Origin of the sequence: Chryseobacterium gambrini, assembly GCF_900156825.1 — a bacterium.
Taxonomy (GTDB): Bacteria; Bacteroidota; Bacteroidia; order Flavobacteriales; family Weeksellaceae; genus Chryseobacterium; species Chryseobacterium gambrini.
Map to the genome: position 1 here is coordinate 177937 of NZ_FTOV01000006.1, position 26382 is coordinate 204318.

The 26382-nt window shown below is 35.0% G+C and carries 23 protein-coding genes; 10 read left to right on the top strand and 13 right to left on the bottom strand.

What is annotated here, in order from left to right:
• Positions 1-136 precede the first annotated feature (136 nt).
• Entirely contained in the window at positions 137-1666 is a 1530-nt protein-coding gene (guaA, locus tag BW951_RS12975) for a glutamine-hydrolyzing GMP synthase (protein ID WP_076393475.1), read from the top strand.
• Positions 1667-1749: 83 nt separating this feature from the next.
• Here the strand turns inward: guaA and BW951_RS12980 are convergent, their stop codons facing one another.
• Positions 1750-2520 (bottom strand): hypothetical protein, encoded by a 771-nt coding sequence (locus BW951_RS12980; protein ID WP_076393477.1) that lies wholly within the window; start codon positions 2518-2520, stop codon positions 1750-1752.
• A gap of 24 nt (positions 2521-2544) precedes the next feature.
• Between BW951_RS12980 and BW951_RS12985 the strand changes: the two genes are divergently transcribed.
• A complete protein-coding gene (locus tag BW951_RS12985) occupies positions 2545-4044 on the top strand; it encodes a carbon-nitrogen hydrolase family protein (protein WP_076393479.1) in 1500 nt (499 codons plus the stop codon).
• A gap of 51 nt (positions 4045-4095) precedes the next feature.
• On the opposite strand, the gene BW951_RS22775 is transcribed toward BW951_RS12985, so the two are convergent.
• Entirely contained in the window at positions 4096-4245 is a 150-nt protein-coding gene (locus tag BW951_RS22775) for a bacteriocin-like protein (RefSeq protein WP_165796727.1), read from the bottom strand.
• Between the two features lie 961 nt (positions 4246-5206).
• Here BW951_RS22775 and BW951_RS12990 point away from each other — a divergent pair.
• Both BW951_RS12990 and BW951_RS12995 read left to right on the top strand, forming a co-directional pair.
• Complete coding sequence (locus BW951_RS12990; protein WP_076393481.1) at positions 5207-6853, top strand: ABC1 kinase family protein; 1647 nt, start codon at positions 5207-5209, stop codon at positions 6851-6853.
• Positions 6854-6954: 101 nt separating this feature from the next.
• Positions 6955-8322: a flavin monoamine oxidase family protein gene (locus BW951_RS12995; RefSeq protein ID WP_076393492.1), complete on the top strand. Its 1368-nt coding sequence runs from the start codon at positions 6955-6957 to the stop codon at positions 8320-8322.
• A 19-nt stretch (positions 8323-8341) separates the two neighbouring features.
• Here the strand turns inward: BW951_RS12995 and BW951_RS13000 are convergent, their stop codons facing one another.
• Positions 8342-8689, bottom strand: coding sequence for a winged helix-turn-helix transcriptional regulator (locus BW951_RS13000; RefSeq protein ID WP_076393494.1), 348 nt, complete (start codon positions 8687-8689; stop codon positions 8342-8344).
• Positions 8690-8803: 114 nt separating this feature from the next.
• Here BW951_RS13000 and BW951_RS13005 point away from each other — a divergent pair, with 114 nt between their 5' ends.
• The 4 genes from BW951_RS13005 (at position 8804) to BW951_RS13020 (ending at position 12066) form a co-directional block, all read left to right on the top strand.
• Positions 8804-9568, top strand: coding sequence for a type 1 glutamine amidotransferase domain-containing protein (locus BW951_RS13005; RefSeq protein ID WP_076393496.1), 765 nt, complete (start codon positions 8804-8806; stop codon positions 9566-9568).
• 40 nt (positions 9569-9608) lie between these two features.
• Positions 9609-10019: an OsmC family protein gene (locus BW951_RS13010; RefSeq protein WP_214591061.1), complete on the top strand. Its 411-nt coding sequence runs from the start codon at positions 9609-9611 to the stop codon at positions 10017-10019.
• A 4-nt stretch (positions 10020-10023) separates the two neighbouring features.
• Positions 10024-10638 carry an NADPH-dependent F420 reductase gene (locus BW951_RS13015; protein WP_076393500.1) on the top strand — a complete coding sequence of 205 codons (615 nt, stop codon included), beginning with the start codon at positions 10024-10026 and terminating at the stop codon, positions 10636-10638.
• A 75-nt stretch (positions 10639-10713) separates the two neighbouring features.
• A complete protein-coding gene (locus tag BW951_RS13020) occupies positions 10714-12066 on the top strand; it encodes a DEAD/DEAH box helicase (RefSeq protein WP_076393502.1) in 1353 nt (450 codons plus the stop codon).
• A 32-nt stretch (positions 12067-12098) separates the two neighbouring features.
• Here BW951_RS13020 and BW951_RS13025 read toward each other — a convergent pair whose 3' ends face one another.
• From BW951_RS13025 to BW951_RS13065, 9 genes are all read right to left on the bottom strand, one after another.
• On the bottom strand, positions 12099-12533 hold the full coding sequence (locus BW951_RS13025; protein ID WP_076393504.1) for a lipocalin family protein: 435 nt from the start codon (positions 12531-12533) through the stop codon (positions 12099-12101).
• A 286-nt stretch (positions 12534-12819) separates the two neighbouring features.
• A complete protein-coding gene (locus BW951_RS13030; protein WP_076393506.1) occupies positions 12820-13287 on the bottom strand; it encodes a hypothetical protein in 468 nt (155 codons plus the stop codon).
• Position 13288: 1 nt separating this feature from the next.
• A complete protein-coding gene (locus BW951_RS13035) occupies positions 13289-13942 on the bottom strand; it encodes a GDSL-type esterase/lipase family protein (RefSeq protein WP_084196431.1) in 654 nt (217 codons plus the stop codon).
• A gap of 77 nt (positions 13943-14019) precedes the next feature.
• Complete coding sequence (locus tag BW951_RS13040) at positions 14020-14481, bottom strand: lipocalin-like domain-containing protein (protein ID WP_076393510.1); 462 nt, start codon at positions 14479-14481, stop codon at positions 14020-14022.
• A gap of 194 nt (positions 14482-14675) precedes the next feature.
• Positions 14676-15839: an iron-containing alcohol dehydrogenase gene (locus BW951_RS13045; protein WP_076393512.1), complete on the bottom strand. Its 1164-nt coding sequence runs from the start codon at positions 15837-15839 to the stop codon at positions 14676-14678.
• Between the two features lie 643 nt (positions 15840-16482).
• Positions 16483-17061 carry a hypothetical protein gene (locus tag BW951_RS13050; protein WP_076393514.1) on the bottom strand — a complete coding sequence of 193 codons (579 nt, stop codon included), beginning with the start codon at positions 17059-17061 and terminating at the stop codon, positions 16483-16485.
• Between the two features lie 33 nt (positions 17062-17094).
• Positions 17095-17499, bottom strand: coding sequence for a hypothetical protein (locus tag BW951_RS13055; protein WP_076393516.1), 405 nt, complete (start codon positions 17497-17499; stop codon positions 17095-17097).
• 91 nt (positions 17500-17590) lie between these two features.
• Positions 17591-19345, bottom strand: coding sequence for a reverse transcriptase domain-containing protein (locus tag BW951_RS13060; protein WP_175608817.1), 1755 nt, complete (start codon positions 19343-19345; stop codon positions 17591-17593).
• A gap of 111 nt (positions 19346-19456) precedes the next feature.
• Positions 19457-20488, bottom strand: coding sequence for a BT4734/BF3469 family protein (locus BW951_RS13065; protein ID WP_084196432.1), 1032 nt, complete (start codon positions 20486-20488; stop codon positions 19457-19459).
• Between the two features lie 124 nt (positions 20489-20612).
• Here BW951_RS13065 and BW951_RS13070 point away from each other — a divergent pair, with 124 nt between their 5' ends.
• Positions 20613-23147 carry a phosphoenolpyruvate carboxylase gene (locus BW951_RS13070; RefSeq protein ID WP_076393520.1) on the top strand — a complete coding sequence of 845 codons (2535 nt, stop codon included), beginning with the start codon at positions 20613-20615 and terminating at the stop codon, positions 23145-23147.
• 169 nt (positions 23148-23316) lie between these two features.
• On the opposite strand, the gene BW951_RS13075 is transcribed toward BW951_RS13070, so the two are convergent.
• On the bottom strand, positions 23317-24927 hold the full coding sequence (locus BW951_RS13075) for a S8/S53 family peptidase (RefSeq protein ID WP_076393522.1): 1611 nt from the start codon (positions 24925-24927) through the stop codon (positions 23317-23319).
• A gap of 86 nt (positions 24928-25013) precedes the next feature.
• Between BW951_RS13075 and BW951_RS13080 the strand changes: the two genes are divergently transcribed.
• Entirely contained in the window at positions 25014-26138 is a 1125-nt protein-coding gene (locus tag BW951_RS13080) for a DegT/DnrJ/EryC1/StrS family aminotransferase (RefSeq protein ID WP_076393524.1), read from the top strand.
• Positions 26139-26382 lie beyond the last annotated feature (244 nt).

Sequence of the window (26382 nt, forward strand, 5' to 3'; positions counted from 1 at the left end):
TTGCGAACAAAGTGAAGCAATATTTGGAACTTCTCAGCAATCGCAATAACAAAAAAGGATGCCGCTGCAATCGGGGCTATAATTTCAGACAATTTTACAAAATCATTTATCAATCATTATTCATCAATTATAAAAAATGAACAACGGTATTATCATATTAGATTTCGGATCACAGTACAACCAGCTTATCGGAAGGAGAATCCGTGAGATGGGCGTATATTCTGAAATTTTACCATTCAATACACCTTTAGAAACCATTTTAGAAAAACAGCCGAGAGGAATTATCCTTTCCGGCGGACCAAGTTCTGTAAATGCAGAAAATGCCCATTTGGTTGAAAAAGAATTATATGAACAGGGAATTCCTGTTCTGGGAATTTGCTACGGAATGCAGTTAACAGCACACCTTTTAGGCGGAAAAGTTCATAAAGGCGTAAAAGGTGAATACGGAAAAGCACACCTTGAAATTATAAAAGAATCGTCTTTATTAAAAGGCGTTACCAACAATTCTATAGTTTGGATGAGCCATTTCGACGAAGTGGGAGAATTGCCTGAAGGTTTTGAATTAAATGCAAAATCCGGCGTAATCGCTTCCATCTCTAATGAAGATAAAAAAATCTACTGTGTACAGTTCCACCCGGAAGTTTCCCACACCGAAGAAGGAGGAAAAATGCTGGAAAATTTCGTTTTCGGAATCTGTAATGCAGAGAAAAACTGGAAACTGACCAATTATATCGATAAAACCGTTGCGGAAATCCGTGAAAAAGTAGGAGATCAGAAAGTAATTCTCGGACTTTCTGGAGGAGTAGATTCTTCTGTAGCGGCAGTGTTAATTCACCGTGCTATTGGCGACCAGTTGACTTGCATCTTCGTAGATACAGGTTTACTGAGAAAAGACGAAGGCAAAAAAGTAATGGATAATTATGGAGAGCATTTCCATATGAACATTAAATTAGTGGATGCTTCCGAAAGATTTTTATCGAAATTAGCCGGAGTAGATGATCCCGAAGCCAAAAGAAAAATTATCGGAAACGAATTTATTCACGTTTTTGATGAAGAATCTCATAAAATTGAAGGCGCTAAATTCTTAGCACAGGGAACAATTTATCCGGATGTAATTGAAAGTCAGTCGGTAAACGGTCCTTCTGCGGTAATTAAATCGCACCATAACGTTGGCGGACTTCCTGAAGATATGGAATTCGAATTGCTTGAGCCTTTGAGAGAGTTATTCAAGGATGAAGTGAGAAAAGTGGGTGAAGAATTGGGAATTCCTCATCATCTGGTTCACAGACATCCTTTCCCGGGTCCTGGATTGGGAATCAGGGTTTTAGGAGCAGTTGATGCAGAAAAAGTTAGAATTCTACAGGAAGCAGATGATATTTTCATTGAAGAATTATACAAAAACGATTTGTATGAAAAAGTTTCTCAGGCTTTCGTGGTGCTTCTTCCGGTAAAATCTGTAGGCGTAATGGGTGATGAAAGAACATACGAATACACAGCCGTAGTTCGTTCCGCAAACACCATCGACTTCATGACCGCAACATGGAGCAGACTTCCTTACGAGTTTTTAGATACCGTTTCAAGCAGAATCATCAACGAAGTAAGAGGAATCAACAGAGTAGCGTACGATATTTCAAGCAAACCACCTGCAACCATCGAGTGGGAATAATTTTGTCTTGAATTTTAAATATAAATCCTGCCTTTTGGCGGGATTTTTTATTATCGTAAAATGGCTAATTTCAAAAATGAATTTTATGTAAATCTTAATTTTCCAAAATGGCCATAGTCAATATGAATTAGCCATTCCCTTAGTATTTCTCTTAATTGATAAGTGAAAATATTATAGACATCTTCTTTTTGATAAATATTTTGTATTGATGAATACCTCTTACTAATGGTTAGGGTTAGCTGATGATTGGAATCTGTTGATTCAAATACAGTTTCAATTCCCATTTCAATGTACTGAATGATTTCATAGAGTTTTTCAGGTTGAGTATTGTTAAGAAAAATAGCAAGATTTTGGCTTAATTGATAAGATGGTTGGATCGATTTTACAAAATATATTTTTATGTCATTTTTATATTCATAAAAAAAATCTAAATGGTTTTTCATTAAAGTTAAATTTTTGTCTTCTAGAAATAAATTACGTTGTAAATGTTTTCTCCATTCTAAAATAATTTCTTTAAAGTCCTTCGTGGGAAGGATAAGGTCTGGTTTACATTCTTTATTCTCATAAAAGTGAGCATCCTCTTGATAGAAAAATGTTTGTTCATAAGAAATTCTAGCAAGCATCATTCCTTGTGTTACATAATGTGTTTCTTCTTTATTAGGCAAATTATGAAGGTTTATTATATTAAACAGTGATTCAGATTGATGGAAAGATCTAAATTCTACCATAAAGCAATCTAATATTGGAAGTGCAGAAGACATTGCTTTAAATTGTGTTCGATGTACCCTTCTTTTCCCAAACAGTATTTTATATTTAGATATTACATCCATTTGTGCTATTTTGTTATTTTTCACTAAATTTAAGTAAAATTACTGCAAATGCAAATAGAAACGAGAACCCTGACAGTTCAGGATTACGATGAGTTGGTAGAAACGATGAGACGTGCTTATCCCCAAATGTCGGAATACGTCTGGTCTAAAAAAAGTATCGAAAAACTTACCCGAATTTTTCCTAAAGGACAAATCTGCATTACGGTAGACGGAAAACTCGCAGCAGTTGCCCTTTCCATTATTGTGAACTATGACGAATTTGGCGACGATCACACGTACAGCGATATCACGGGAAATTATACTTTTAACACCCACCTTTCAACAGGAAATGTCTTATATGGGATCGAAGTTTTTGTAGATCCTGAATTCAGAGAATTGAGATTGGGAAGAAGATTGTATGATGCAAGAAAAGAACTTTGTGAATTATTAAATCTGAGGTCTATTGTTTTAGGCGGAAGAATTCCAAATTACCACAAACACAGCGATTTATCTCCAAGAGAATACATCCGCAGAGTTCGGGATAAAGAAATCTACGATCCGGTTTTATCTTTTCAGTTGTCTAATAACTTTTTGCCAATCAGGGTTTTAAAGAAATATCTTCCTGAAGACGAATCTTCTAAAGAAAATGCAGTTTTGCTTCAGTGGAACAACATTTATTACAGCAAAAAACCAAACACCATGCAGGACAGCATCATTCGTTTGGGATTAGTACAATGGCAGATGAGACATTTTAAAGATATTGATGCTTTTTATGAACAGGTGGAATTTTTTGTCGATGTGATGGGAGATTATAAAGCAGATTTCGTTCTCTTTCCGGAACTGTTCAATACCCCTTTGTTGGCTCCTTTCAACAAACTTTCGGAGAGAGACAGCATGATTGAACTGGCGAAATTAACCGAAGAAATCAAGATGAAAATCTCCGATTTGGCAATCAGTTATAATGTCAATATCATTTCCGGAAGTATGCCGGTTTTCGAAAATAATGATCTCTACAATGTAAGTTACCTTCTTCACAGAGACGGCAGAGTAGACGAATACAGGAAGATCCACATCACACCCAACGAGAAAAAATATTACGGAATGAAAGGCGGAAACGAAATCCGTGTTTTCGATACCGACTGCGGAAAAATAGGGTTAGTAATTTGCTATGATGTTGAATTTCCGGAGCTTCCAAGAATTTTAGCCGATCAGGGAATGAAAATTCTTTTCGTACCTTATCTTACGGACACTCAGAATGCCTATATGCGTGTTCGCCATTGCGCGGCGGCGAGAGCGATTGAGAACGAATGTTATGTGGCAATTGCAGGTTGCGTAGGAAACCTTCCCGGAGTTAATAATATGGATATTCAGTTTGGTCAGGCTGCGGTTTTTACCCCTTCGGATTTTGCGTTTCCGTCCAATGCAGTGAAAGGAGAGGCAACCCCGAACACAGAAATGACATTAATTGTAGATGTCGATTTAAATTTACTGAAAGATCTCCATCATCACGGTTCAGTTCAGGTCATGAAAGACAGGAGAAAAGATTTATACGAAACTTATCTTAAATAAAAAAACGGGATGCTACTACAGCGTCCCGTTTTATTTTTTTCACAAAGAAATCTAGTTTGGACATAATACAGCCAGACAGATCAATCCCGGACATCTCGGTTTTCCGTCATCAGGACAGCATTTGTTCGAGCAGTTTCTGACTAATCCGCCACCTGCAATACTTTTCATTTCTTCTCTTGAAACTTTCTTTAAATTTTTCATTTTAATAATTTTTTAGCGTTGGTTTTAATATTTTGTCATTGTAAAGTTAAAGAAAAAAAATGTAATAAATTCATTTAGAGCTTTTTCCCGCTATCCACTGTATCTTTTGGGTTACGGCTTCCTGAACTACGTTCGTAAACCTCCGGTTTATGCTCCAGCCGCAACCCAAAAGGATGTCGTTTCTATCGAGGCTAGGATGGGTTACTTAATTAAACAGCAGAAAATAACCACAGAGTTTGTCATTCTTTAGAAATCTAAGCGCAAATCTTTCAATATTATATTTCTAATACTAAGTTTAGATTCCTGAGAAAAGACAAACTAAATTGAAAAGATTGAACAGCTTTATTATCATTTGCTGAATGAAATCGAAGATTCGAAGTCGTCAAACGCCATTGCGAACGAAAAATATTTTTAATCATTTTAAATAAAATCTTCGAGATCTTTGCATTTAGAATAGATTCTTCAATCCGCTACGCTTCTTTCAGTATGACAAATCGTATTTAATGAAATTTAATTCAAAAATTTCCAATAAGAAAAATTAGCATTACACTGCTATCATTTGCTGAGTAAAACGCCATTGCGAACGAAAAATATTTTCAATCATTTTAAAGAAAATCTTCGCGATCTTTGCATTTAATATAGATTCTTCAACCCGCTGCGCTTCTTTCAGGATGACAAATCGTATTTAATGAAATTTAATTCAAAAATTTGGAATACGAAAAACTTGCATAACACTGCTATCATTTGCTGAGTAAAACGCCATTGCGAACGAAAAATATTTTCAATCATTTTAAATAAAATCTTCGAGATCTTTGCATTTAATATAGATTCTTCAACCTTCTGCACTTCGATTAGAATGACAAACTGAAAGGCAAATTATAAAAAAAGCGATTTAAAATAGAAAATTAATTATTACCAATAGGAACAATTTTTGAACTAAATTGCAACTACATTTCAGAATATGTTCGATAAACAGCAAAGAAAATTAAAAAGATCTGCCCGGTTAATTTCCGTATTAAGCAAATACGGTTTTAAAGATATGTTGGCAAGAATGAATGGCGGAACTAAAGACGAAATTCTCTCCAATTCCGACGAAGTAGTTTCAAAAGGAACTGTTTACGAAAGAATCCGGCTCGTTTTGGAAGAATTGGGACCTACTTTTGTGAAGCTCGGACAGTCCTTCAGCAACAGAGAAGACCTTCTTCCGCCGGAACTTATTCAGGAACTGCAAAAACTTCAGGATAAAGTGGAAACGGTTGAAATGAACGTGGAAGAAATATTGGAAAACGAATTCAGTAATTCGGTAAAAGATCATTTTGCTCAGGTTCAGAACCTTCCTTTGGCAACTGCATCTATTGCGCAGGTTTATAGAGCAACATTAATTGATGGTACAGAAGTTATTCTGAAAATCAAAAAAGCGGATGTTCAGTCTGTGATTGAGGACGATTTACTGCTTATCAAAGATCTGGAAAAGCTTGTTTCTTCCTATTCCGAAATAGGAGAGAAGCTCAATCTGAAACAGGCAATTTTCACGTTTGAAAAATCTTTGCTCGAAGAAGTTTCGCTGATTAATGAAAAGGAAAACATCCTGCAGTTCAGAAGAAATTTTAAAAACAGCAAAGAAACCTATGTGCCGAAAGTATACGAAGAATTTTCCAACAACAATGTACTCTGTATGGAGTTTATTGATGGAATTAAAGTAACGGATACAGCAACTCTTTTACAATATAATATTGATCCCGTGAACATTTCCGAAACGGGTCTCAGACTTTTTGTTTCCCAGATTTTAGACTATGGTTTTTTCCATGCAGATCCTCACGCAGGAAATATTTTGGTGAAAAAAGATGGAAAAGTGGTTTTTATAGATTTCGGTGCAGTCGGGAAAATTCCGCCGAATGATAAAGAAGTCCTTGAAAATCTTATTGTAAGTTTTGTTGCCAAAAATCCACATAAAATTGTCCGATACCTGAAAAAAATGGCGATCAGTTATGAGATTCCGGATGAAAGAAGATTTGAAAATGATGTGGAAGATATTCTGAATTTCGTTCACAGCTCATCCTTGAAAGAAATTAATGCGCAGGTCATCATCAATAAAATGAAAGATGTTCTGAAAGACAACCGTCTTCAGATGCCGGATTATTTTTATCTTTTATTTAAAGGAATAAGCCTTATCGAAGGAGTGGGAAGAACCATAAATCCGGATCTGGATGTTGTAAAAAGCCTTCATCCTTACACCAAAAAAATATTTACCAAAAAAATAAGCCCGAAAAATATTGTAAAAACAGGAATGGACAGAATGCTTATGTTTACAGATAATGTAGACGAAATTCCCAAAGAGCTGCGTTCCGTTTTACAGAAATTAGACGAAAACAAATTCACTGTTTCCAGTGAAATCAAAAATATAGAAAAGACGAATCAACTGATAAAATCGAGCATTATCAATCTTATTTTGGCAATGGTTTTAGGCGCAAATATCATTGCAACGGCTATTGTGTTTTCCTCTGAATCGGGGCCAAGAATCGGAGAATTGTCTTTGGTGGCAGTTTTAGGATTTATCTTTTCAATATTTCTTGTAATTGTTATTTTACTGAGGGTAACGAGGAAGTAATTTCAAAACTGAAAAATTATTCAGAGCTTATTAAAATTTTTGACGTGCTGTGAAAAACAGATTTAAAATTGAATATATTTGTTATTCAAAAAAAAATACAAATGCAACGCAGAAAATTTATTAAGAATACTTTAGCAGGTTTTCCCCTGATATTTTTAGCGCCTTCTTTACTGGCAAACTCATGCGCTTCTTCTGAGGATGAAGCTGATGATCCTAACGGAAAATCTGTTGTCATTATAGGAGCGGGAATTTCAGGCCTTGCTGCAGCCAAAAAATTGAAAGAAAAAGGCTTTGAGGTGACGGTTTTGGAAGCACAGGAAAAAGTGGGAGGCAGACTGAGAACCAACCGAAGTCTGGGAATTCCTTTTGATGAGGGAGCAAGCTGGATTCACGGAATCAATGGAAATCCGATAACAACTCTGGCTCAGCAGGCAGGAATGCAGACTTTTGAAACGCTTGATGACAGCAGAAAATCCTATGATATTGGCGGAATTCTCCGTAGCGATACTGTATTTGATAATATAGAAGCTGAGTATTACAATATTCTTGCTGCTTTAAAAAATAACGGTAACCCTGCGCAAAGCTTTCAGACCGTTTTCCAAAATTTATATCCGGCTAAATTTAATGACAGGTTATGGAAATTTTTCCTGTCTACCTATTTCACGTTCGACAGGGGCGATCTGGATAAAGTTTCATCATTGCTGTATGATGAAGGAGAAGAATTCGGAGGGGCAGAAAAAATAGCAACTAATGGTTATGATACGATTGCCAATTTCTTAGCTTCCGGACTTAATGTTAAATTTAACGAAAGAGTCACCAAAATAGATTACAGCAATACCAAAATAAAAATAACACACAACGGAATCATTTCGGAGGCAGATTATGTGATTGTAAGTGTTCCGCTGGGTGTTTTAAAAGCCAATAAAATTGAATTTCTTCCTTCACTTCCTGCTGCAAAGCAAAACGCTATCCAAAAAGTGGGAATGAACTGTGTAAATAAATTTCTTTTAATATGGAACACCGCTTTTTGGGATGATGTACAGTATATTTCTTACACACCGGAAAAAAGGGATAAATTCAATTATTTTGTGAATGTAAAAAAGTTCCATCCGAATGTAAATGCGTTAATGACTTTTGCATATGCAGATTATGCAAGACAGACGGAAACAATGTCTGATTCTCAAATTATCTCAGAAATTATGAGTCATCTGAAAGATATTTACGGAAACAGCATTCCGAATCCTTCAAATTTGCTTCGTACCAAATGGCAGAATAATGAAAATTCTTTCGGTTCCTATTCCTATACGGCAGTCGGTACAGAAATGTCTCATTTCGATGATTTGGCAGAAGAGGTAAACGACAGACTTTTCTTTGCCGGAGAACACACGGAAGCAGATTATTTTTCAACCGCTCACGGTGCTTACTTAAGCGGAATTCGGGAAGCTGACAAAATTATAGCGCTGCTTTAAATGAAGTAACGGACTTAAATTATTTTTCTTCAATGCCGAAGTCTTTCATCAGCTCAAATCCGTAATTTCTTAAAATTGAAATAATTTCTACAGCTTTTTTACCGCGCTCAGTAATGTTGTATTCTGTTCTGGGGGGAACTTCCGGAAATATTTCTTTGGAAATAAAACCGTCTTCCAGCAATTCTTTTAAATTTTTAGAAAGCATTCTGTCTGAAATATGAGGAATACTGTTGGCTAATTCCGAGTAACGCCATGCTTTATCTTTCAGACGCCAGAGAATAGGCATTTTATAGGTTCCACCTATTTTGCTCATGGCAAATTCTACAGGATTGTGAAAAAGGTGCTTATCCGATACAAAATCAGGCATACTTACATTTTTGTGAGTTCCTTACAAAGATAGCCATTATTCATTTTCTTTCTTACTCAGAATTATCTTTGTTTCATCAAAATTAAAAATTTTAAAATCAAAAAAAAACAAAAAATGGAAAAAGTAAATGAAGTAAATAGCTATGTTCATTTTCACGGAGCTCCCGTAAAAGGTAAAATTCTGATGGTAGCAAGTTCGCCAAGTGTGAGTAAACAAACCAATTGGCCAATCGGTTTCTGGGCAGCAGAATTAACTCATCCTTTGAGAGTTTTTCAGGAAGCAGGTTACGAAGTGGAACTGGCTTCAACAGAAGGCGGAAAACTGGAAATGGATGGCTATTCCAACCCTTTGGATGAAAGCGGTTATTCTGCACACGATGTAATTTCTTTAGGATATATGCAGCAACCTGACTTTAAAGCAATGCTTGAAAATACAAAGAAACTAACCGAAGTTGATGCAAAAAACTATGACGCTGTTTTCTTGGTTGGCGGACAGGGACCGATGTACACTTTCAGAGGAAATAAAGATTTGGAACAATTATTTGTGAGTTTCTATGAAAGCGGAAAGCCGAGCGCAGCGGTTTGTCATTCAACCACTTTATTATTGGAAGCTAAAAAATCAAACGGTGAATTACTAGTAAAAGGAAAAACATGGACAGGTTTTGCTGACGCAGAAGAGGAATTTGCAGATCGGGCGGTCGGAATGAAAATTCAGCCTTACAGAATTGAAGAAGAAGCTAGAAAATTACAGGAAACAACATTCAAAGTTGCGGCTCCGTTTAGTTCATACGCTATTCAGGACGGGAATTTAATTACCGGACAACAGCAGAATTCGGGAGCGGCTGCGGCAGAATTAGTAGTAGAACTTTTAAGTAAATAATTATTACAGTTTAAGATTGATTAAATAAAATAGCATGCAGATCAAAAGAAAATCAACCGCAGTGTGGAGCGGAACCGGAAAAGACGGAAAAGGAAATCTTACAACACAAAGTACCGTTTTAAACGAAACCCAATATGGTTTTAATTCCCGTTTTGCAGACGGAATCGGAACGAATCCTGAAGAACTGATTGCCGCAGCTCATGCCGGTTGCTTCAGTATGAAACTGGCGTTTAATCTGCAAGCTGCAGGTTTTTCGGCAGATGAATTGAAAACTGATTGTGAAATCGTTCTGGAAGACGGAAGCATCACTCAGTCTAACATTACTTTGGCAGCAAAAGTTTCCGGAATTGAAGCTGAAAAATTTGAAGAGCTGGTAAAAGATGCTGAAGCCAATTGTCCGGTTTCTAAACTGCTGAATGCAAAAATTACCGTAAATTTCACGTTAAACTAAAAGTATGAATATAGCAATCATCGGCTCCGGAAATGTAGGCGGAGCTTTGGCTCAACAGTGGATAAAAGCGGGGCATAACGTTTTGATAGGAGCGCAGTTTCCTTTAAGTGAAAAAAATATTTCCCTTGCAACAAAAATCGGGGAAGATCGTTTTGCGGTGATCGAAAATGCGGTGAAGCAGTGTGAAGTAATTCTTGTCGCAACACCTCCGACTGCCATTTTTGAAGTGATCGAACAGTTAGGCGATGTTTCGGGAAAAGTCATTATTGATGCTACCAATGCCGTAATGAAATCTCCGGAACCTTATAAAACAGTATATCACGCTTTGGCAGATAAAACCAACGCAGAAATCGTAAAATGTTTTAACACCACAGGTTTTGAAAATATGCTTGATCCGATATACAATGGTGAAGGAATTGATATGTTTATGGCGGGAGACAGCGAAAAAGCAAAAGAAATTGTCAAAAAACTGGCTTTAGATTGTGGTTTCGCTTCCTGTATAGATTTTGGAAAAGCAGATAAAGTAGAACTGCTGGAAAAATTTGCACTTTCGTGGATCAATCTTGCCATTATGCAGGGTTACGGAAGAGATATGGCTTTTAAACTTATTAGAAGATAATACCGCTGTATAAATAATTTAAGCATGAAAGTTTAGGTTTATTTTTCTCAAAAATTAATTCTCTATCTTTGCAAAATGGAAAAACTCACTTTTGCAGATTTTGACCTTCCGGTTAAAATTCTTGATGTTTTAGCGGATCTTAATTTATTTGAACCTACTCCGATTCAGGAAAAAAGTATTAAACCGATACTTTCCGGGCGTGATGTGATGGGAATTGCACAGACGGGAACCGGAAAAACACTGGCTTATCTGTTACCTGTTCTTAAAACCTGGAAATACAATAAAACAGGAAATCCTACGGTTGTTATTTTAGTTCCTACAAGAGAATTGGTGGTTCAGGTAGCTGAAATTGTTGAGAAATTAACAGAAAATATTACTGCAAGAGTGATAGGGATTTACGGTGGAAAAAACATCAACACCCAAAAATTATTGTTTAATGATGGCTGCGATATTCTGGTGGGAACTCCCGGAAGAGTAATGGATTTGGCAATTGATAATGCCATTTCTTTAAAGGAAGTTCAGAAACTGATTATTGATGAGTTTGATGAAATGCTGAATCTGGGTTTCAGACCACAGTTGACGCACATTTTTGAAATGATGAGAGAAAAAAGACAGAATATTCTTTTTTCTGCTACCATGACGGAAGCTGTAGACGAAATGTTGGATGAGTATTTTGCCAGTCCTGTTGAAATTTCACTGGCAAAATCCGGAACGCCGCTTGAAAAAATAGATCAGACCGCTTATAAAGTAGAAAATTTTAATACCAAAATTAATTTACTAGAGCATTTGCTGAAAACAGATGCCGATATGTCTAAAGTTTTGATTTTCACCAATAATAAGAAGAATTCAGATCTTTTATTTACAAAAATTGATGAGCTTTTTCCTGAACAGTTTGATGTGATCCACTCCAATAAATCGCAGAACTACAGACTAAAAGCGATGAAACGTTTTGAGAATGAAGAAATCAGAGGTCTTATCACAACAGATGTCATGGCAAGAGGTCTGGATATTTCAGACATTACGCACGTTATCAATTTTGAAACGCCCGATATTCCGGAGCAGTATATTCACAGAATCGGTAGAACGGGTAGAGCAGACAAAGATGGTAAAGCCATAACTTTCGTTACCAAGAAAGAGAAAACTTTAGCTCTCGACATCGAATTATTGATGGATAAAGAACTGAAATACATCGATTTCCCGCAAGAAGTTAAAATCAATCCTAAAAAGATTGCTTCGGAAGAAGAAACGGTAATCATGAAAAATCCTGTGAAGGTTAAACTGAATGACGGTGGAGGTGCATTTCATGAAAAGAAAGCAAAAAATACCAAAGAAAACTGGGGCGGACCTTCCAAAAGAAAAGCTCCCAAAAAATTTGGAGCCAACAGAGCGCAGCAGAAATCAATATCTAAATCCAAAAGAAAGAAATAAAAAAACTCCCGAATTTTTCGGGAGTTTGCTTTTTATCGGGTTAAAATCAGAACTATTTTGTCATCGATTCCGTCTCCGTCTTCATCACTGTAATCCGAAACAATATGCATTTCATTATTCGTAAGCTTCAGAACTTCACTGGCTTCGCCGTCTATAACGATCTGTTTGTTTAGTGGGTCATAAGAATAAGAAGAAGTGTCTGTTCCCAGATTTTCACAATTTCCGCTCATTCCATCATCAAAAATGTTGCTTACCATTGTATTGTTCGATTTAAAATCAAATGTACTTTTTTTGTAGCAGCTTGAAGAAGGATCATTGTAAATAGTACTTCCGTTTTTTCCGGAAACTGCCATTTCTCTGGATGGCTTCCAGACTCCTACAACAGATGCATAAACATCGTCATCATCACTTTTGCAGGCTGTGAAAAGAAAACCTGCTGAAATAGCAAGAAATAAGATTTTTTTCATGGTTTAAACTAATTTTTAAGGCTGCAAAGAAAAGGAAAAAAACTTTTCACACAAAATCTTTCAATAAAATAATCATCGAGTTTGTTTAAACTTTTTAACCGCAAAAGATGCAAAAGATTTTAACACTTTAGTTATTTAAGTGGAAAAAAAGAACACATAAGTTTAAAAAATCAAAGATTTTTTTCTTTGCAGACGTTTGAATACTTTAAATAAATCCATATTCCAGCTATAAGTTTAAATTAATTTATCAACAAAAAAGCTGCTTCAATACTGAAACAGCTCATTTTTATTCCTCATCCTCATCAAGAAAATTCAGTTCGTCATCCCGCTGAACATAATCATGCGAAATTCCCGGAGGATTAAACAATCCCCAATTATCAACAATAAAATGTTTAGGATTGAATCCTGAAACCCAGTCGACAAATAAAAGCCTGAATTCTTCAGTAAGATTTCTGATAATCGTATAATACTTTGCATCTGTAAATCCCATCATTTCGAGTGTATTTCCGCTTACCATAATGCTTCTTGCTGCTTTTCTTATGATCGCTGCATTTTCCATCTTAATGTCATACAGTTTTACGGCTTCCGCACCGGATATTTTTGCCTGAATAATCATGCTGTCTTCAAGAAGATGCGATTTCAGTGTCTGGAGATAATCATTATCCTCAGGAAATAAATCTGTTATCACTTTTAGAGTTTCATAGATTTCCTGCGCTTTTTTGAAAATGGGAAGGTTTCGGGTAGATTCTCTCATTTTATTTCATATAAGGATTCATCACAGAAGTCCATAATCTGTAGCCTTCCGGCGTCATGTGAAGCATATCTTCCACAAACAGGTCTTTTCTCACGTTTCCGTTTGTATCCTGCATTACCTTTGTGATGTCAATAAACGCTGCATTCGGCTGCTTTTTCATGAAATCGGCAATCTTTTTATTGGCTTCCTTCATTTGCGGCCATAACTTTTCGCGGCTCGGAGAATATTTAATGGAAATATAATCTACCTCGATTTTCGGGAATTTTGCACGGATTTTTTTGTAGAATGTTTTAAATCTTTCCACTACAACATCGGCTTTCAATTTATCGTTGTCGGCAAAATCGTTCTCACCACAGTAAATGATGATCTGTTTGGGTTGATAAGGATTTAAAAGATCCTCTGCATAATCATTTAGATCCGTTAATCTTGAGCCTCCGAAACCTCTGTTGATGATGGTTTTATCCGGAAAATAATTCGCAACATCCGTCCATTTCGTGAAAGACGAACTTCCTACTAAAAGAATTGCGTTTTCAGCAGGAGGATTTTCCAGATTCAGTTTCTTAAAATTTTGGATGTCCTGCCAGAACATCGGTTTTTCCTGTGCAAAAAACAGGGCAAAAGTCAGCATCAGAAATGCCGAAAAAATCTTCTTCATTGTTTTAATAATTTTAGTTGAATATTAAAATTTTCTTTTCAAGAAAAAACTCCCGAATTTTTCGAGAGTTTTCTTTTTTATCTTTTATACGTTACGTATTCTGCATCTGGTATCGTATCGCCGTCTTGATCTATATTGCCGGACAATTGCTTTATTCTCATTTCAGAGCTTGTAAGAACTACAATTCTGTACTTCACAGCACTGTTCCCGGTGTAGGTAACGGTTAAATCCTTTGTTTCAGAATTGTACTCATATTTTCCTTCTACTTTTGCCACTACATTACAGTTTGTTCCTGTTCCTCCATAAGTAGTAAACGAGGTGTAGTAATCTGTTCTGAACTCCAGTTTGTCATTCACGGAACATCCTGTTGGAACATGCGTATCAATTACAAATTTATCGTCTTTTCCTGATATCGTTTCTTTTTTACTGATCTTCCAATCACCTTTCATCATATCCATTTCATAACCCTGGATATCATCATCGTTACATGAAGTAAGCGCTAACGCTGAAAAGGCAAATAAAAGTAATGGTTTTTTCATTTTTACAAATTTAAGAATATGCTAAAATATAAATAAATTTGAAATATCTCTAATGAAATTAAGGATTTTTAAACGATTGATTACAGAAAAAGCAAATTGGAATAAAAGTTGTAAGGTGAAAGTTTATTCCTGTCTGTTTTATTTTTTACAGCATAGCAATAAACTTCCATCTTCGGATCTGAAGCTTTCGGCTTTTAATAGCTCATTTCCACAATTTTAGACGCATCTTGAGGAGTCAGTTTTCTGTATTCTCCCAAACCAAGCCAGTTTCTCTCAGTAAAAGTTTTTTCCACTCTTTCAGCAGTTCCTTTATAATCCTCCGTATATTCAGAAAGCTTCGTATCAATATTCAGGCTGTGGAAAAATTCTTCCAGTTTTTTGATTCCCAGTTCCGCTTTTTCTTCAACCGTTCCGTCCTTAATTCCCCAGACTCTTTCTGCATACTGAGCCAGTTTACCTTTCTTGGTTTCAAAATTATAACGGTAATGAGACGGAGCAATAATGGCTAAAGTTCTTGCGTGATCGATCCCGAAATAAGCCGTAAGTTCATGTCCCATTGCGTGAACCGCCCAGTCTGTAATCACACCCTTCTGAATCAGTCCGTTCAGAGCCATTGTACAGCACCACATGAAATTTCCGGCTGCATCATAATCAAATTCCTCCGCCAGAACTTTCGGAGCCGTTTCCTGTAAACTGATCAGAATACTTTCTGCAATTCTTTCCTGAAGATCTGCCGAAGAAGGAGCCGTCATATATTGTTCCAAAACGTGAGTATAAGCATCCGTTAAACCATTAACGATCTGTCTTTGCGGAATGGATCTCACCACTTCCGGATCCAGAACCGAGAACTGAGGAAATAATCCCGGACCTCCCGAAGACAATTTTTCGTTGGTTTCTCTTCTCGAAATCACGTACCCCGAATTCATCTCAGAACCGGTTGCAGGATGCGTAAGAACAGTTCCGAAAGGCATTCCTTCCCCTTCAAAAGTTCTTACAGGTTTCGTAAGGATTTCCCATGGTTCTCCATCATAATTTGCTGCAGCGGAAAGAAACTTCGTTCCGTCGATCACAGATCCGCCTCCGACAGCCAAGAGAAAAGTAATATTATTTTCTTTGATAAAGCTTAAAGCATTAATTAATACTTCATATTCCGGATTGGCAGGAACGCCGCCGAATTCATGCACTTCATGACCTTTTAAAGCTTCTTTTACCTGATCGTAAACACCATTGTTTTTGATGCTTCCGCCTCCGTAAATCATTAAAACTTTGGCGTCTGCAGGAATTTCTTTTGAAATTTTAGCAATTTCACCTTTTCCGAAAAGTATTTTGGTTGGATTTTTTAGTTCGAAATTAAGCATTGTTCTTAAATTTATTTTAAGTCAAATTTACGCATTGCTTACTGAAAACTGAGTTAAGAAAGTTTTAAAATTATAATGATTGCTATTTATTAAAACTGTTGAATTTTGTTGATTAATCATTTAAAAGATCACATGAGAAGAAAATCAAAAATTTTCACAAACTAATGTGTTCTGATATAAAGTTTAAAATGATTTAAAATCTTATGTGACTTTGTGTTTAAAAAACTCTTTCATTCAATCTACAACACTGTCATTTTGAGCGCAACGAAGTGGAGTCGAAAAATCTAAAATAACTTCATATGAATAGATTCTTCATTGCATATTGCTTCGCAAAATTTCATTCTGAATGACAGTTTTTTAATATAACACATTAGTCACATAAGTTTAGTTTAATTAAATACTTAGAAGTTCACATAAGAAGAAAATCAAAGATTTTCACAAACTAATGTGTTCTGATATAAAGCTTAGAAATTGTTTTAAAATCTTATGTGACTTTGTGTTTAAAATACTCTTTCATTCAATCTACAACGCTGTCATTTTGAGCGCAACGAAGTGGAGCCGAAAAATCTCAAAAAACTTCATATGAATAGATTCTTCATTTCATAATGCTTCGCAAAATTTCATTCAGAATGACAAAAAAACTTTAATAAGCTCCATTACTTTTTACCTCTAATTTTCCTGTTTTTCTATTGATTTTAATGAAAAAAGATTCCTTAGTTTCAGAATTATTTTTAGATTTTGAAAGATATAGTGAAATATGCTGATTGTCAATTTTATAAGAACTTCCCAGTTGATTGGCGCTGTCAACCGTATATCCGAAAGTATTGGCAATTAAAATAGCTTCCGGAAGATTGTCTACAAATCCGATAAAATCTCTTAGCTGCTGTTCGTTTGAAAAGTATTTCGACCGGCTTTTTTCACAGGCTAAAACGTAAGAAAAACAATTTTCTCCGATGCATTTCTGAAAAAATCCTTTTTCCGGTGCAGGATCATTCAACGTCATCAGATCAGGCATCTGGCTTTCGTAAATAATGGCTTTATCGGGATCGGGATTATTTCTGAGAACGCTCCAGTATTCGTATTTTTTATCCGGAACGATAAAAGGGTAGAGCAGTTCTGTATTGTCGAGGATTTCTGGAATTTTTTTGAAGTCTTCAGGAACGGTTTTCTGGCTGAATACCCAACCTGAGCAAAGCAGTAAAACAGGAAATAATACTTTCATTCTTTTGTTTTTGCAAATGTAGCGAACAGAAATTTACTGGAAAATAATTTTGTAGTAGCCGTTCTCGTCTTTCACATCAATTCCGATGCCAGTAAACGTGAGTTTGTTGATCTGAAAACCATTACAACCGCCTTTAAATTCCGACGACTGGATCGTAAAAGTGAAATTTTTTATATTGGAAGTAAACGTATAATTTTTCGTTCCGTTGTAAGCGCCCACATTTTCCAGAATAACCATATCATCATTGGTTTTCGTAAGCTGAATATTGGTCTGGTTTTCCTCCTTCACCGAATAATTGGTAAGCGTTCCGTCCGTTATTAGATTCACATCGTTGGAATCCACAAATTTAAAAGCGATCGGCTGTGGCGCGTTGTAGCAGTCTTCGCCGCAGGCGGAGAAAAGGAGAAGGGGAAGTAGGAATAAGAGTATTTTTTTCATGGGATTCAGATTGGTGTGAAATGTAAAATTAAAGATTGTAATTTAAGAAAATTATAAAATATAAATTTTTATTCAAATACTTAATTACTAATTATTTTCTTTCTAAAATTTGATAAAAATAACTAAATGGTTTATCATATTTAATTATTTGTCTTTTAGAATTTTCAGAGATATTTTCTTCTTCTATTTGTATTTTCTTTAATAATCTATAATATTGTTTTTTTCTCCTCATATCTAGTAAATTAATTTGTTTTTTTGAATGAGGATTATTAAATAATTCTCTAAAGCCATTTCTCCAAGACAAATCTGTAGAAATCATCTCAAAATTATGCATTTTAATTCTTCCAACAGACATTCCTATCAATCTATTGATTGCGGATTCTGAAGCTGTACCAATAGGTTTTCTTCTATGTGTTTTGATAACATTAGTAATTTCTTGGGTTATTTTTTTCTGTTTGTTAAGTTCTTTTTTTAATGAACTTTTTCTAACACGAATATTTCCTTTATAATCTATTTCGTATCCAACGAATCCAATCCAAGGTATTCCCCCGTTTTCAATTGAATTCCATTTAAAAGGTCCTTTTGATTTACCTTTCCAATAATTTTTAAAGTTTAATTTATTTTCATTTATTGTAAGTAATTCGTCTTGTTCTCTGAAATTATGCGGAAATAAATTTAAACTTTGTAATGCATTTATATAAACTAATTTTGCGGTATTTACATATTCTAATTTATTTGAAATGATAATCATATCATCACAAAACCTTTGATATAAAATTTTATTATTATTTAATTTAATGTCAGCTTCATTTAAATAAATGTTTGCAATTAAACCTGATAATGCTCCACCTTGTGGAACTCCGAGTCTAACTTCATCTTTTTCTGTGTAATATTTCTTTAGTTCATTTTCATCGATCCATTTAAATAACCCTTTATCTATATTATATGATTTCCAATAATTTTCGTCTTCAGATGATGGAACATTAAAGTTAAAAGCATAACAATCTAAATATTTTTTAAAAATGTTTATTGGAACATCTAGTTTTAATGAGGGGTATTTTTCTTTAGATTTTTTTATAAGTTGATTAAAAAGGTTTAAAGTAATTTTGTGATTTACTGTGTCATAGAATTTTTCCATGTCACATTCTACAACAAATAAATCTTCATTTAAATGTTTATTTCTATATTCTAAAATATTTGTTATGCAATCATGATGTGAGACGGTTAAATTTTTTACATTTTTTTTTGATCGGAATGCAAATGATGAATCCTCGAAAAAACTATCAAAAAGTTGAGTTAAAAACTTATTTGTAATGCTTAGTATAATTCTGTCCTTAAGAGAAAACATACATATAGGACGACATACATTAATATCGTTGTATATTTTTTTATCTTTAAGTTTAGGAAATACTATCGGAGCCATTATATTGTAATCCTCACGAATTACATTTTCTAATATTTCGGAAACAAAATTATTAAGATTTATGAACCATTGATCTTGAGAATTTTTAGCTTTATATTTTTTATAAGTTTTTATAAGAGAATAAAAATTTTTATATGGTGTTGCTAAAGTCTCTTGTGAATTTCTTTTTTTTCTGTGATCAGAACCTAAATCAACCCATTTTTTTCGAGGAGGTGTTATTTCTTGTAATTTTTTAATCAAATCATAATTGTATTTTTCAAAATCATTTTTTTGTTCAGATTTTTTATTATAATTATACTTTTGATTTGATGTTAAAAGATGTAAAAGATGTTTCTTGGATCTGCTTCTGGCTAATTTGACTCTTAATTTAAAGACAGCTTTGATAATAGTGTCCTCATTGAAAAAATAATTAAAATTTTTCATGTTATAGTTAAAGAGGAATTCCGGTAAATGCTTTCGCATATTGTAAAGATACTGACATATAGTCAAATGCCCTTTTATAACTTCTCTGGGACTTTGTTATGAGAATAAGATTTAGGAAGAAGTTTTTGCTTCACCCTCTTCGGAACTCCTCTTTTGATATTTAGTTTTGTAGTTTTTTTGATTTGCTAAAAAAATTATGCTACTAAAATTTATTAATCCTTTTTGATTTTCATAAGCATTTAGTAAAAAATTTGTAGCATTAATTTCATTATATTTTTCTTGATCTAGTTGACTTAATTTTAGAAAGTATTTTAGACCTATATCATAAGTAAAAGAATTAGCCAAAGCCATAGAGACTTTAGACCAATCTTCATAAGAATTTGTTATAGATAGTTTTTTTCTTGATAAATATTTAATGATATTAGACATAAGCATTCTTTCATAAGGATTATTTCTATCTTTTGGATTGAACAACGCATCTCTATTACTTACATATTTTATACCTATTGAATCTTTAGTTTTAATATTTTCAGCTTTAAAACTTATATCATTTTCGGAAATTTCAAAAAAATTAAATTCTTCTTTTATAATTATGTTTTGATCAGAAGACATAAAGCATAATCTAGTAATATCATTTCCGCTTTTATCTAAAATGATGTTATATTTCTCATCAAAATATTTAGATAGTTTTAAAAACGCTGTTTTATGTAAAAAATCTATATCATATTTGCTAAATTCTATATTGTAATTAAGGAAAACTAATCCTTTATAGCCTTTATTTGATGGAGACTTCCAAAATGAATGAATGAATTTGTCATTATACAGATTGGTGTAGTTTTTAATAATTTCTTCATTATCTAACTTATCAATATCAATAACGATGACATTATTATATTTTATTAAGTTAGCTTTTATTCTATTGTTTTTAAATGTTGCACAAAATGTTACAGCAGGAAGTCTTTTTTTGTTTATATTATAGTAATCATCATTCCCATTTTCCAAAGCATTTCTCAGTTCGGAAATTATTGATTTGTATTTTTCGTCTTTAATTTCCTGTAATGCTTTTTTTATGGTAATTTCTTTACTGATATTTGACCATGTATTGTTTTGAAAAGATATTGTTATTAAATCTGAATTTAACATTAAGTTTTCTTAAATTGCTAATATTTTCAAATTTAAACATTTATATTAATAATTAAAAATATTTACCAGTAATTTTAAGATAAACACCATTTGAATTCCACCCAAAATCCCCTACATTTGTTATATGATACACGACCAACGCGCAGAAAAATTCAGGCAGATCGTGGAAAATAAGTTCCAGATCTACAATTCATTGTTTATGAGCCTGCCTTATGATAAAATGACGAATATCGGGATGCTGCTTCCATTCCTTTGTGAAGAAAGCAAAATCGGCTACGACGCCGGAAAAACGCCTGAAGAAATCGTTGAAGAATTCTTTAAAAATCATACCGATCTGCAGACTGAAGAACAGAAAACAGAACTGCTTTTCAAAATTATCCAATATATTGAAAGACAGGTGGTTTTGTTTGATAGTATTGAGGATGCTGCATTTCCGAACCTGCATTCCGAAAGTGATAACGGAACGGTAACCAATATGTACGAACGTTCGCTTCAGGATCATAAATTGGAAAAAGTGCGTGAAAAACTGAAAGATTTTGCCATTAAAATTGTGTTTACGGCGCACCCGACACAGTTTTACCCGAATTCTGTACAGAGAATTCTTCACGATCTCAGAAATGCCATTACAACCGATTCTATCACGAATATCGATATGCTTTTGCAGCAGTTGGGGAAAACACCGTTTGTCAATAAAGAAAAACCGACTCCGATTGATGAAGCGTTGAGTATCATTTATTATCTGAGATATGTATATTACGATACCATCGGAGAACTTTTCACGAAAATAAAAACAACATTTGAAAACGATCATTTTCACCTACATGAAGATCTGATCCAGCTTGGTTTCTGGCCGGGAGGAGACCGCGACGGAAATCCTTTTGTAACGGCGGATGTTACGAAAAGAGTGGCGGAAGAACTACATACTGCAATTTTAAAAGCTTATTACAACAACCTGAAATCGGTTCGAAGAAGATTGAGTTTCAGAGGCGTTTCGGAGGTTTTAACAAAACTGAGCAACGAACTGTATTCCGCGATTTTCAGAAATGAAAAAATTACGGCAGATGATATTATCAAAAGACTGGAAGAAGCCGAAAAAATCCTCGTGGAGCAGCACAATTCATTGTTCCTTGATCAGTTGGTGAATTTCAAAGACCGTGTGAAGATTTTCGGGACGCATTTTGCGACTCTGGATGTTCGGCAGGACAGCAGAATCCATCAGAAAGTGATTGATGAGGTTTTTGCTAAAGTATTCGGAGCCATTGATGCTACGCACGAAGAAAAATTCAATAAGTTAATTCAGGTTACTGAAAAAGTAAATCCGGATGATTTTGAAGATATTGTAAAAGATACTTTGCTCGCCGTTTCCCAGATTTCAGAAATCCAGCAGTTGAACGGTTTAAGAGGAATGAACCGTTATATTATTTCCAATTCCGATGCGGTAAAAGATGTAATGAATGTGTATGCGTTTTTTAAAGTCTGCGGTTATCAGGAAGAAGAAATCAATATGGATATCGTTCCGCTTTTCGAGACAATGGAAGGTCTTGCCAACGCAGAGAATGTAATGAACGAATTGTACCAGAATCCTGTTTACAAAAAACATCTGGAAAAAAGAGGAAATCAGCAGACGATTATGCTTGGTTTTTCAGACGGAACGAAAGATGGCGGTTATCTGAAAGCCAACTGGGAAATTTATAAAGCCAAAGAAGTGTTAACGAAACTTTCCGAGCAAAACGGAATTAAGGTCGTGTTCTTCGACGGTCGAGGAGGACCTCCCGCAAGAGGAGGCGGAAAAACCCACGATTTCTATGCTTCACAGGGGAAAACCATTGCGAACAATAAAATTGAATTAACGATTCAGGGACAGACGATTACGAGTATTTTCGGAAATAAAGAACAGGCAAAATATAATTTCGAGCAACTTTTAACAGCAGGAGTGGAGAATGATGTTTTCAAAAATTCGAAAAAAGAACTAACTGAAAAAGAAAGGTCGTTAATCATCGAACTGGCTGAAATCAGTTATAAAAAATATTCAGATCTGAAAGCGCACCCTATGTTTGTACCCTACCTTCAGGAAATGAGTACGCTCGAATATTACGGAAAAACAAATATCGGAAGCCGCCCGTCCAAAAGAGGCGGCGGAAGTGAGCTTAAATTTGAAGATTTAAGAGCGATTCCTTTTGTTGGATCATGGTCGCAGTTGAAGCAGAATGTTCCGGGATTCTTCGGATTTGGTTTTGCGATGCAGCAATTGAAAGAACAGGGGAGATTTGATGAAGTAAGAGAATTGTACAGAGGTTCGGATTTCTTTAAAACGTTGGTTTTAAACTCGATGATGAGTATGAACAAGACCTATTTTCCTTTGACGTATTATATTAAAAACAACCCGAAATTCGGTGCATTCTGGAATGTTCTGTTTGATGAATACAATCTTTCCAAAAATATCATGCTGGAATTAACAGGCTTTAAAATGCTTCAGGAAGAAGATCCGCTTTCCAGAAAATCGGTGAAAATCCGCGAGAAAATTGTTTTGCCTTTGTTGAGTATTCAGCAATATGCATTAATGAAAATTCAGAAAGGAGAAGGTGATCTGGAAGCCTACGGAAAACTGGTGACGCGTTCTTTATTCGGAAATATTAATGCGAGCAGAAATTCGGCTTAATAATAAATAATCCGTGTGTCATTCTGAATGCAGTGAAACGGAATGAAGAATCTATAAACATTTTGCTTAGATTTTACTGAATGATGATTTGCAATTAGACATCAGGCTTCGGCTTCGCTCAGCCTTCGGGAATAATAAGAAAACCTCTCGCATTGAGAGGTTTTTCAGTTTATTCTTTTATGAATTTTTCGTAGTAAATTTTATCCTTCGTCTGGATTTTCAGGTAATAAACACCTTTTGCAAAATCTTCGACTTTTATAGATTTTTGATTATTGGTTTTTGTAATGAATCTTCCTAAGTTATCGTAAACTTCCAAAGATAAAATATCACTTTCTGACGCCACATTCAGAATATTTTTAACAGGATTCGGGAAAATGGCAACGTTGTTTCTCCTTACTAATTCCGAAGTGCTTAAAACGTTATTGTAAAGACCTCCGAAATTTAAAATTCCAAATCCCATCTGATCGGTATGATTGGGATAAAGCGATGCATTCTGCCTTAATTTATCCCTCATTAAATCTCTGTTCATTGTCGGGAAAGCCTGAATCAGACAGGCAACACCTCCCGCTGCAATCGGAGTGGCAATAGATGTTCCGCTGACCAAAATTGTCGAATTGTTATTGGTAACACTGGTTGCGGTGGTTCCTCTTGCACTTGCATCGGGTTTTATAACCCCCGCAGAATTCGGACCGAAAGATGAGAATGTAGAAGAAGCTCCGGAAGAATCTACGGCTCCGATGGTAAAGACTTTTGCATTATCCGCCGGAGTTAGAATGTAATGCCACGTCTGAGCTCCTGAATTTCCTGCTGCAAATAATGTGAAAATTCCTTTGTTAACAGCTATTTCGGCTCCTCTTGCAATAAAGGAAGTGGTTCCGTTCAGGTTGGCGTAAGTGTAGTTGTATTTCGGATCATCAAAAGTACCATAACCTAAAGATGTTGTAATCATATCAACGCCTTTTCGGTCGGCTTCTTCAGCAGCTTCGATCCAGTACAGTTCTTCTTCGGGAATTTCTATTGCTGCATTTTCGCTTCGGTACAGATAAAAATCCGCATCCGGAGCGGAACCTACAAAAGTATCCTGAACATATCCTCCGATTGCTCCCAAAATAGCAGAACCGTGGTTGTTAAGCGAAGTATTGTAAATGTCTGTGCCTTTGGTTACAAAATCATATCCGCCTTTGATGTGTCCGTTGGTCCACAATCTTGAAAAAGCAGAACCTGTATTTACATAAGGAAATCCTGTATCAATCACGGCAATGGTAACTCCTGTTCCTGTGTATCCTGCCAAATGAAGCGGACGAAGATTGATCTGGTCGATCTGTGCAGAGCCTGAACCATAGTCAAAAGTGGTTAAATTTTTATTGGCGGGATCTGTTGGATTATCCCACTTATTCTGATGGCTTAATTTTGTTCCTCCCGAAGAATTTCTGGCAAAACTTTCTACAGACTGTACATAATTCTGCGCCTGAAGCGTGGCAATCTGAGCCGGCGTTGCATTTACGGCAACCCCATTCAGCCATTTTGAGTAATCGGTTACGGTGAATCCTAAATTCTGAATATTGGTAATATAAGTCTGTTCTATCGGAGCATCCTGATCATTCAGCGCGATTCCTAACGAAGTACGGCGGTTAAGGGATTTTTGGGATAATTCAGACAACGGATTTGCGTAAAAAGCAGCCTTGTTCGGTTTGTCCTTAAAAAATACAAAAACAAGCGATGTCTGTGCAAAACTGACAGAGTAACCTGCTAAAAGACAAAAAAGTAAAGTTTTTTTCATGTATTTATTTTGTATAAAGATAAAACAAAATCAATAAAATTTTTGAAGGGATTTTAAATTCCTTATTTTTACAGAAATATTTATTTATGAAAAAGATTCAAATGGTTGACTTACAAAGTCAGTATTACAAAATAAAGAATGAAGTAGATAATGCAGTTTTAAATGTAATGGATTCAGCGGCTTTCATTAACGGTCCTGAAGTAAAGTCTTTCCAGAATGAATTAGAGTCTTATTTGGACGTAAAACATGTTATTCCTTGTGCAAACGGGACAGATGCACTTCAGATTGCTTTAATGGGTCTTGATCTGAAGGAGGGTGATGAGATTATTACAGCAGATTTTACTTTTGCGGCAACGGTGGAAGTTATTCATTTGCTTAAACTTAAATCGGTTTTGGTAGATGTGGATTATGATACTTTTACCATCTCAACAGAGGCGATTAAAAAAGCCATTACTCCAAAAACAAAAGCGATTATTCCGGTACATATTTTCGGACAGTGTTCGAATATGGAAGAAATTCTAAAGATTGCTGAAGAGCATAATTTATATGTTATTGAAGACAACGCACAGGCAATCGGTTCCGAATTCACTTTTTCAGACGGAACCATAAAAAAAGCGGGAACCATGTCTACGGTGGGAACGACTTCTTTCTTTCCTTCTAAAAATTTAGGATGCTATGGAGACGGAGGAGCAATTTTCACGAATAATGATGATCTGGCGCACCGTTTAAGAGGAATTGTAAACCACGGAATGTACGAAAGATATTATCATGATGAGGTTGGTGTAAATTCAAGATTAGACAGTGTTCAGGCTGCTATTTTGAGAAAAAAACTTCCGCATCTGGATAATTACAACGAAGCAAGAGGAAGAGCCGCAGATTATTATGATGAAGCTTTTGCCGGACATGAACATATTTTAACACCAAAAAGAGCGGAATATTCTACTCATGTTTTCCACCAGTACACATTGAGAATTTTGAACGGAAAGCGTAATGATTTGCAAAAATTCTTAGCTGAAAAGGAAATTCCGGCAATGATCTATTATCCGGTAGCTTTAAGAAAGCAAAAAGCCTATTTTCAGGAAAGTAACGATGCCGATTTTGTGAATACGGATAAATTATTAGATCAGGTAATTTCTCTTCCAATGCATACGGAACTGGATGATGAGCAGCTGAAGTATATTACGGATGCGGTGTTGGAGTTTATGGGATAAGTTATGCTTCACGACGAAAGGATATTGAAAAATAAGTTTGCTTATTTTTTTACAATTGTTTTTGTATTCTGTTGGATAATATTTTTTGCATACAATATGTTTAATCTTTTTTTAATGGATTACGGATTAAAGGAAGAATATCTTCAAATTAAGATACCTATTTATATATTGTATTTTTTAATATTTCCATTATTGGTTATTACTTTTATAAGTATTTTTAGAGAGTCAAGGAAAATGTTTATTT

What these genes read in the sequence shown, in the direction of transcription:
- BW951_RS13030 (WP_076393506.1), bottom strand. Translation starts at nt 13,287, where the DNA reads ATGAGAGAATCTACCCGAAACCTTCCCATTTTCAAAAAAGCGCAGGAA.
- BW951_RS13040 (WP_076393510.1), bottom strand. Translation starts at nt 14,481, where the DNA reads ATGAAAAAACCATTACTTTTATTTGCCTTTTCAGCGTTAGCGCTTACT.
- BW951_RS13025 (WP_076393504.1), bottom strand. Translation starts at nt 12,533, where the DNA reads ATGAAAAAAATCTTATTTCTTGCTATTTCAGCAGGTTTTCTTTTCACA.
- BW951_RS13015 (WP_076393500.1), top strand. Translation starts at nt 10,024, where the DNA reads ATGAATATAGCAATCATCGGCTCCGGAAATGTAGGCGGAGCTTTGGCT.
- BW951_RS13050 (WP_076393514.1), bottom strand. Translation starts at nt 17,061, where the DNA reads ATGAAAGTATTATTTCCTGTTTTACTGCTTTGCTCAGGTTGGGTATTC.
- BW951_RS13045 (WP_076393512.1), bottom strand. Translation starts at nt 15,839, where the DNA reads ATGCTTAATTTCGAACTAAAAAATCCAACCAAAATACTTTTCGGAAAA.
- BW951_RS13060 (WP_175608817.1), bottom strand. Translation starts at nt 19,345, where the DNA reads ATGAAAAATTTTAATTATTTTTTCAATGAGGACACTATTATCAAAGCT.
- BW951_RS13065 (WP_084196432.1), bottom strand. Translation starts at nt 20,488, where the DNA reads ATGTTAAATTCAGATTTAATAACAATATCTTTTCAAAACAATACATGG.
- BW951_RS13020 (WP_076393502.1), top strand. Translation starts at nt 10,714, where the DNA reads ATGGAAAAACTCACTTTTGCAGATTTTGACCTTCCGGTTAAAATTCTT.
- BW951_RS12995 (WP_076393492.1), top strand. Translation starts at nt 6,955, where the DNA reads ATGCAACGCAGAAAATTTATTAAGAATACTTTAGCAGGTTTTCCCCTG.
- BW951_RS12985 (WP_076393479.1), top strand. Translation starts at nt 2,545, where the DNA reads ATGCAAATAGAAACGAGAACCCTGACAGTTCAGGATTACGATGAGTTG.
- BW951_RS13000 (WP_076393494.1), bottom strand. Translation starts at nt 8,689, where the DNA reads ATGCCTGATTTTGTATCGGATAAGCACCTTTTTCACAATCCTGTAGAA.
- guaA (WP_076393475.1), top strand. Translation starts at nt 137, where the DNA reads ATGAACAACGGTATTATCATATTAGATTTCGGATCACAGTACAACCAG.
- BW951_RS13055 (WP_076393516.1), bottom strand. Translation starts at nt 17,499, where the DNA reads ATGAAAAAAATACTCTTATTCCTACTTCCCCTTCTCCTTTTCTCCGCC.
- BW951_RS13035 (WP_084196431.1), bottom strand. Translation starts at nt 13,942, where the DNA reads ATGAAGAAGATTTTTTCGGCATTTCTGATGCTGACTTTTGCCCTGTTT.
- BW951_RS13080 (WP_076393524.1), top strand. Translation starts at nt 25,014, where the DNA reads ATGAAAAAGATTCAAATGGTTGACTTACAAAGTCAGTATTACAAAATA.
- BW951_RS13005 (WP_076393496.1), top strand. Translation starts at nt 8,804, where the DNA reads ATGGAAAAAGTAAATGAAGTAAATAGCTATGTTCATTTTCACGGAGCT.
- BW951_RS13075 (WP_076393522.1), bottom strand. Translation starts at nt 24,927, where the DNA reads ATGAAAAAAACTTTACTTTTTTGTCTTTTAGCAGGTTACTCTGTCAGT.
- BW951_RS12990 (WP_076393481.1), top strand. Translation starts at nt 5,207, where the DNA reads ATGTTCGATAAACAGCAAAGAAAATTAAAAAGATCTGCCCGGTTAATT.
- BW951_RS22775 (WP_165796727.1), bottom strand. Translation starts at nt 4,245, where the DNA reads ATGAAAAATTTAAAGAAAGTTTCAAGAGAAGAAATGAAAAGTATTGCA.
- BW951_RS13070 (WP_076393520.1), top strand. Translation starts at nt 20,613, where the DNA reads ATGATACACGACCAACGCGCAGAAAAATTCAGGCAGATCGTGGAAAAT.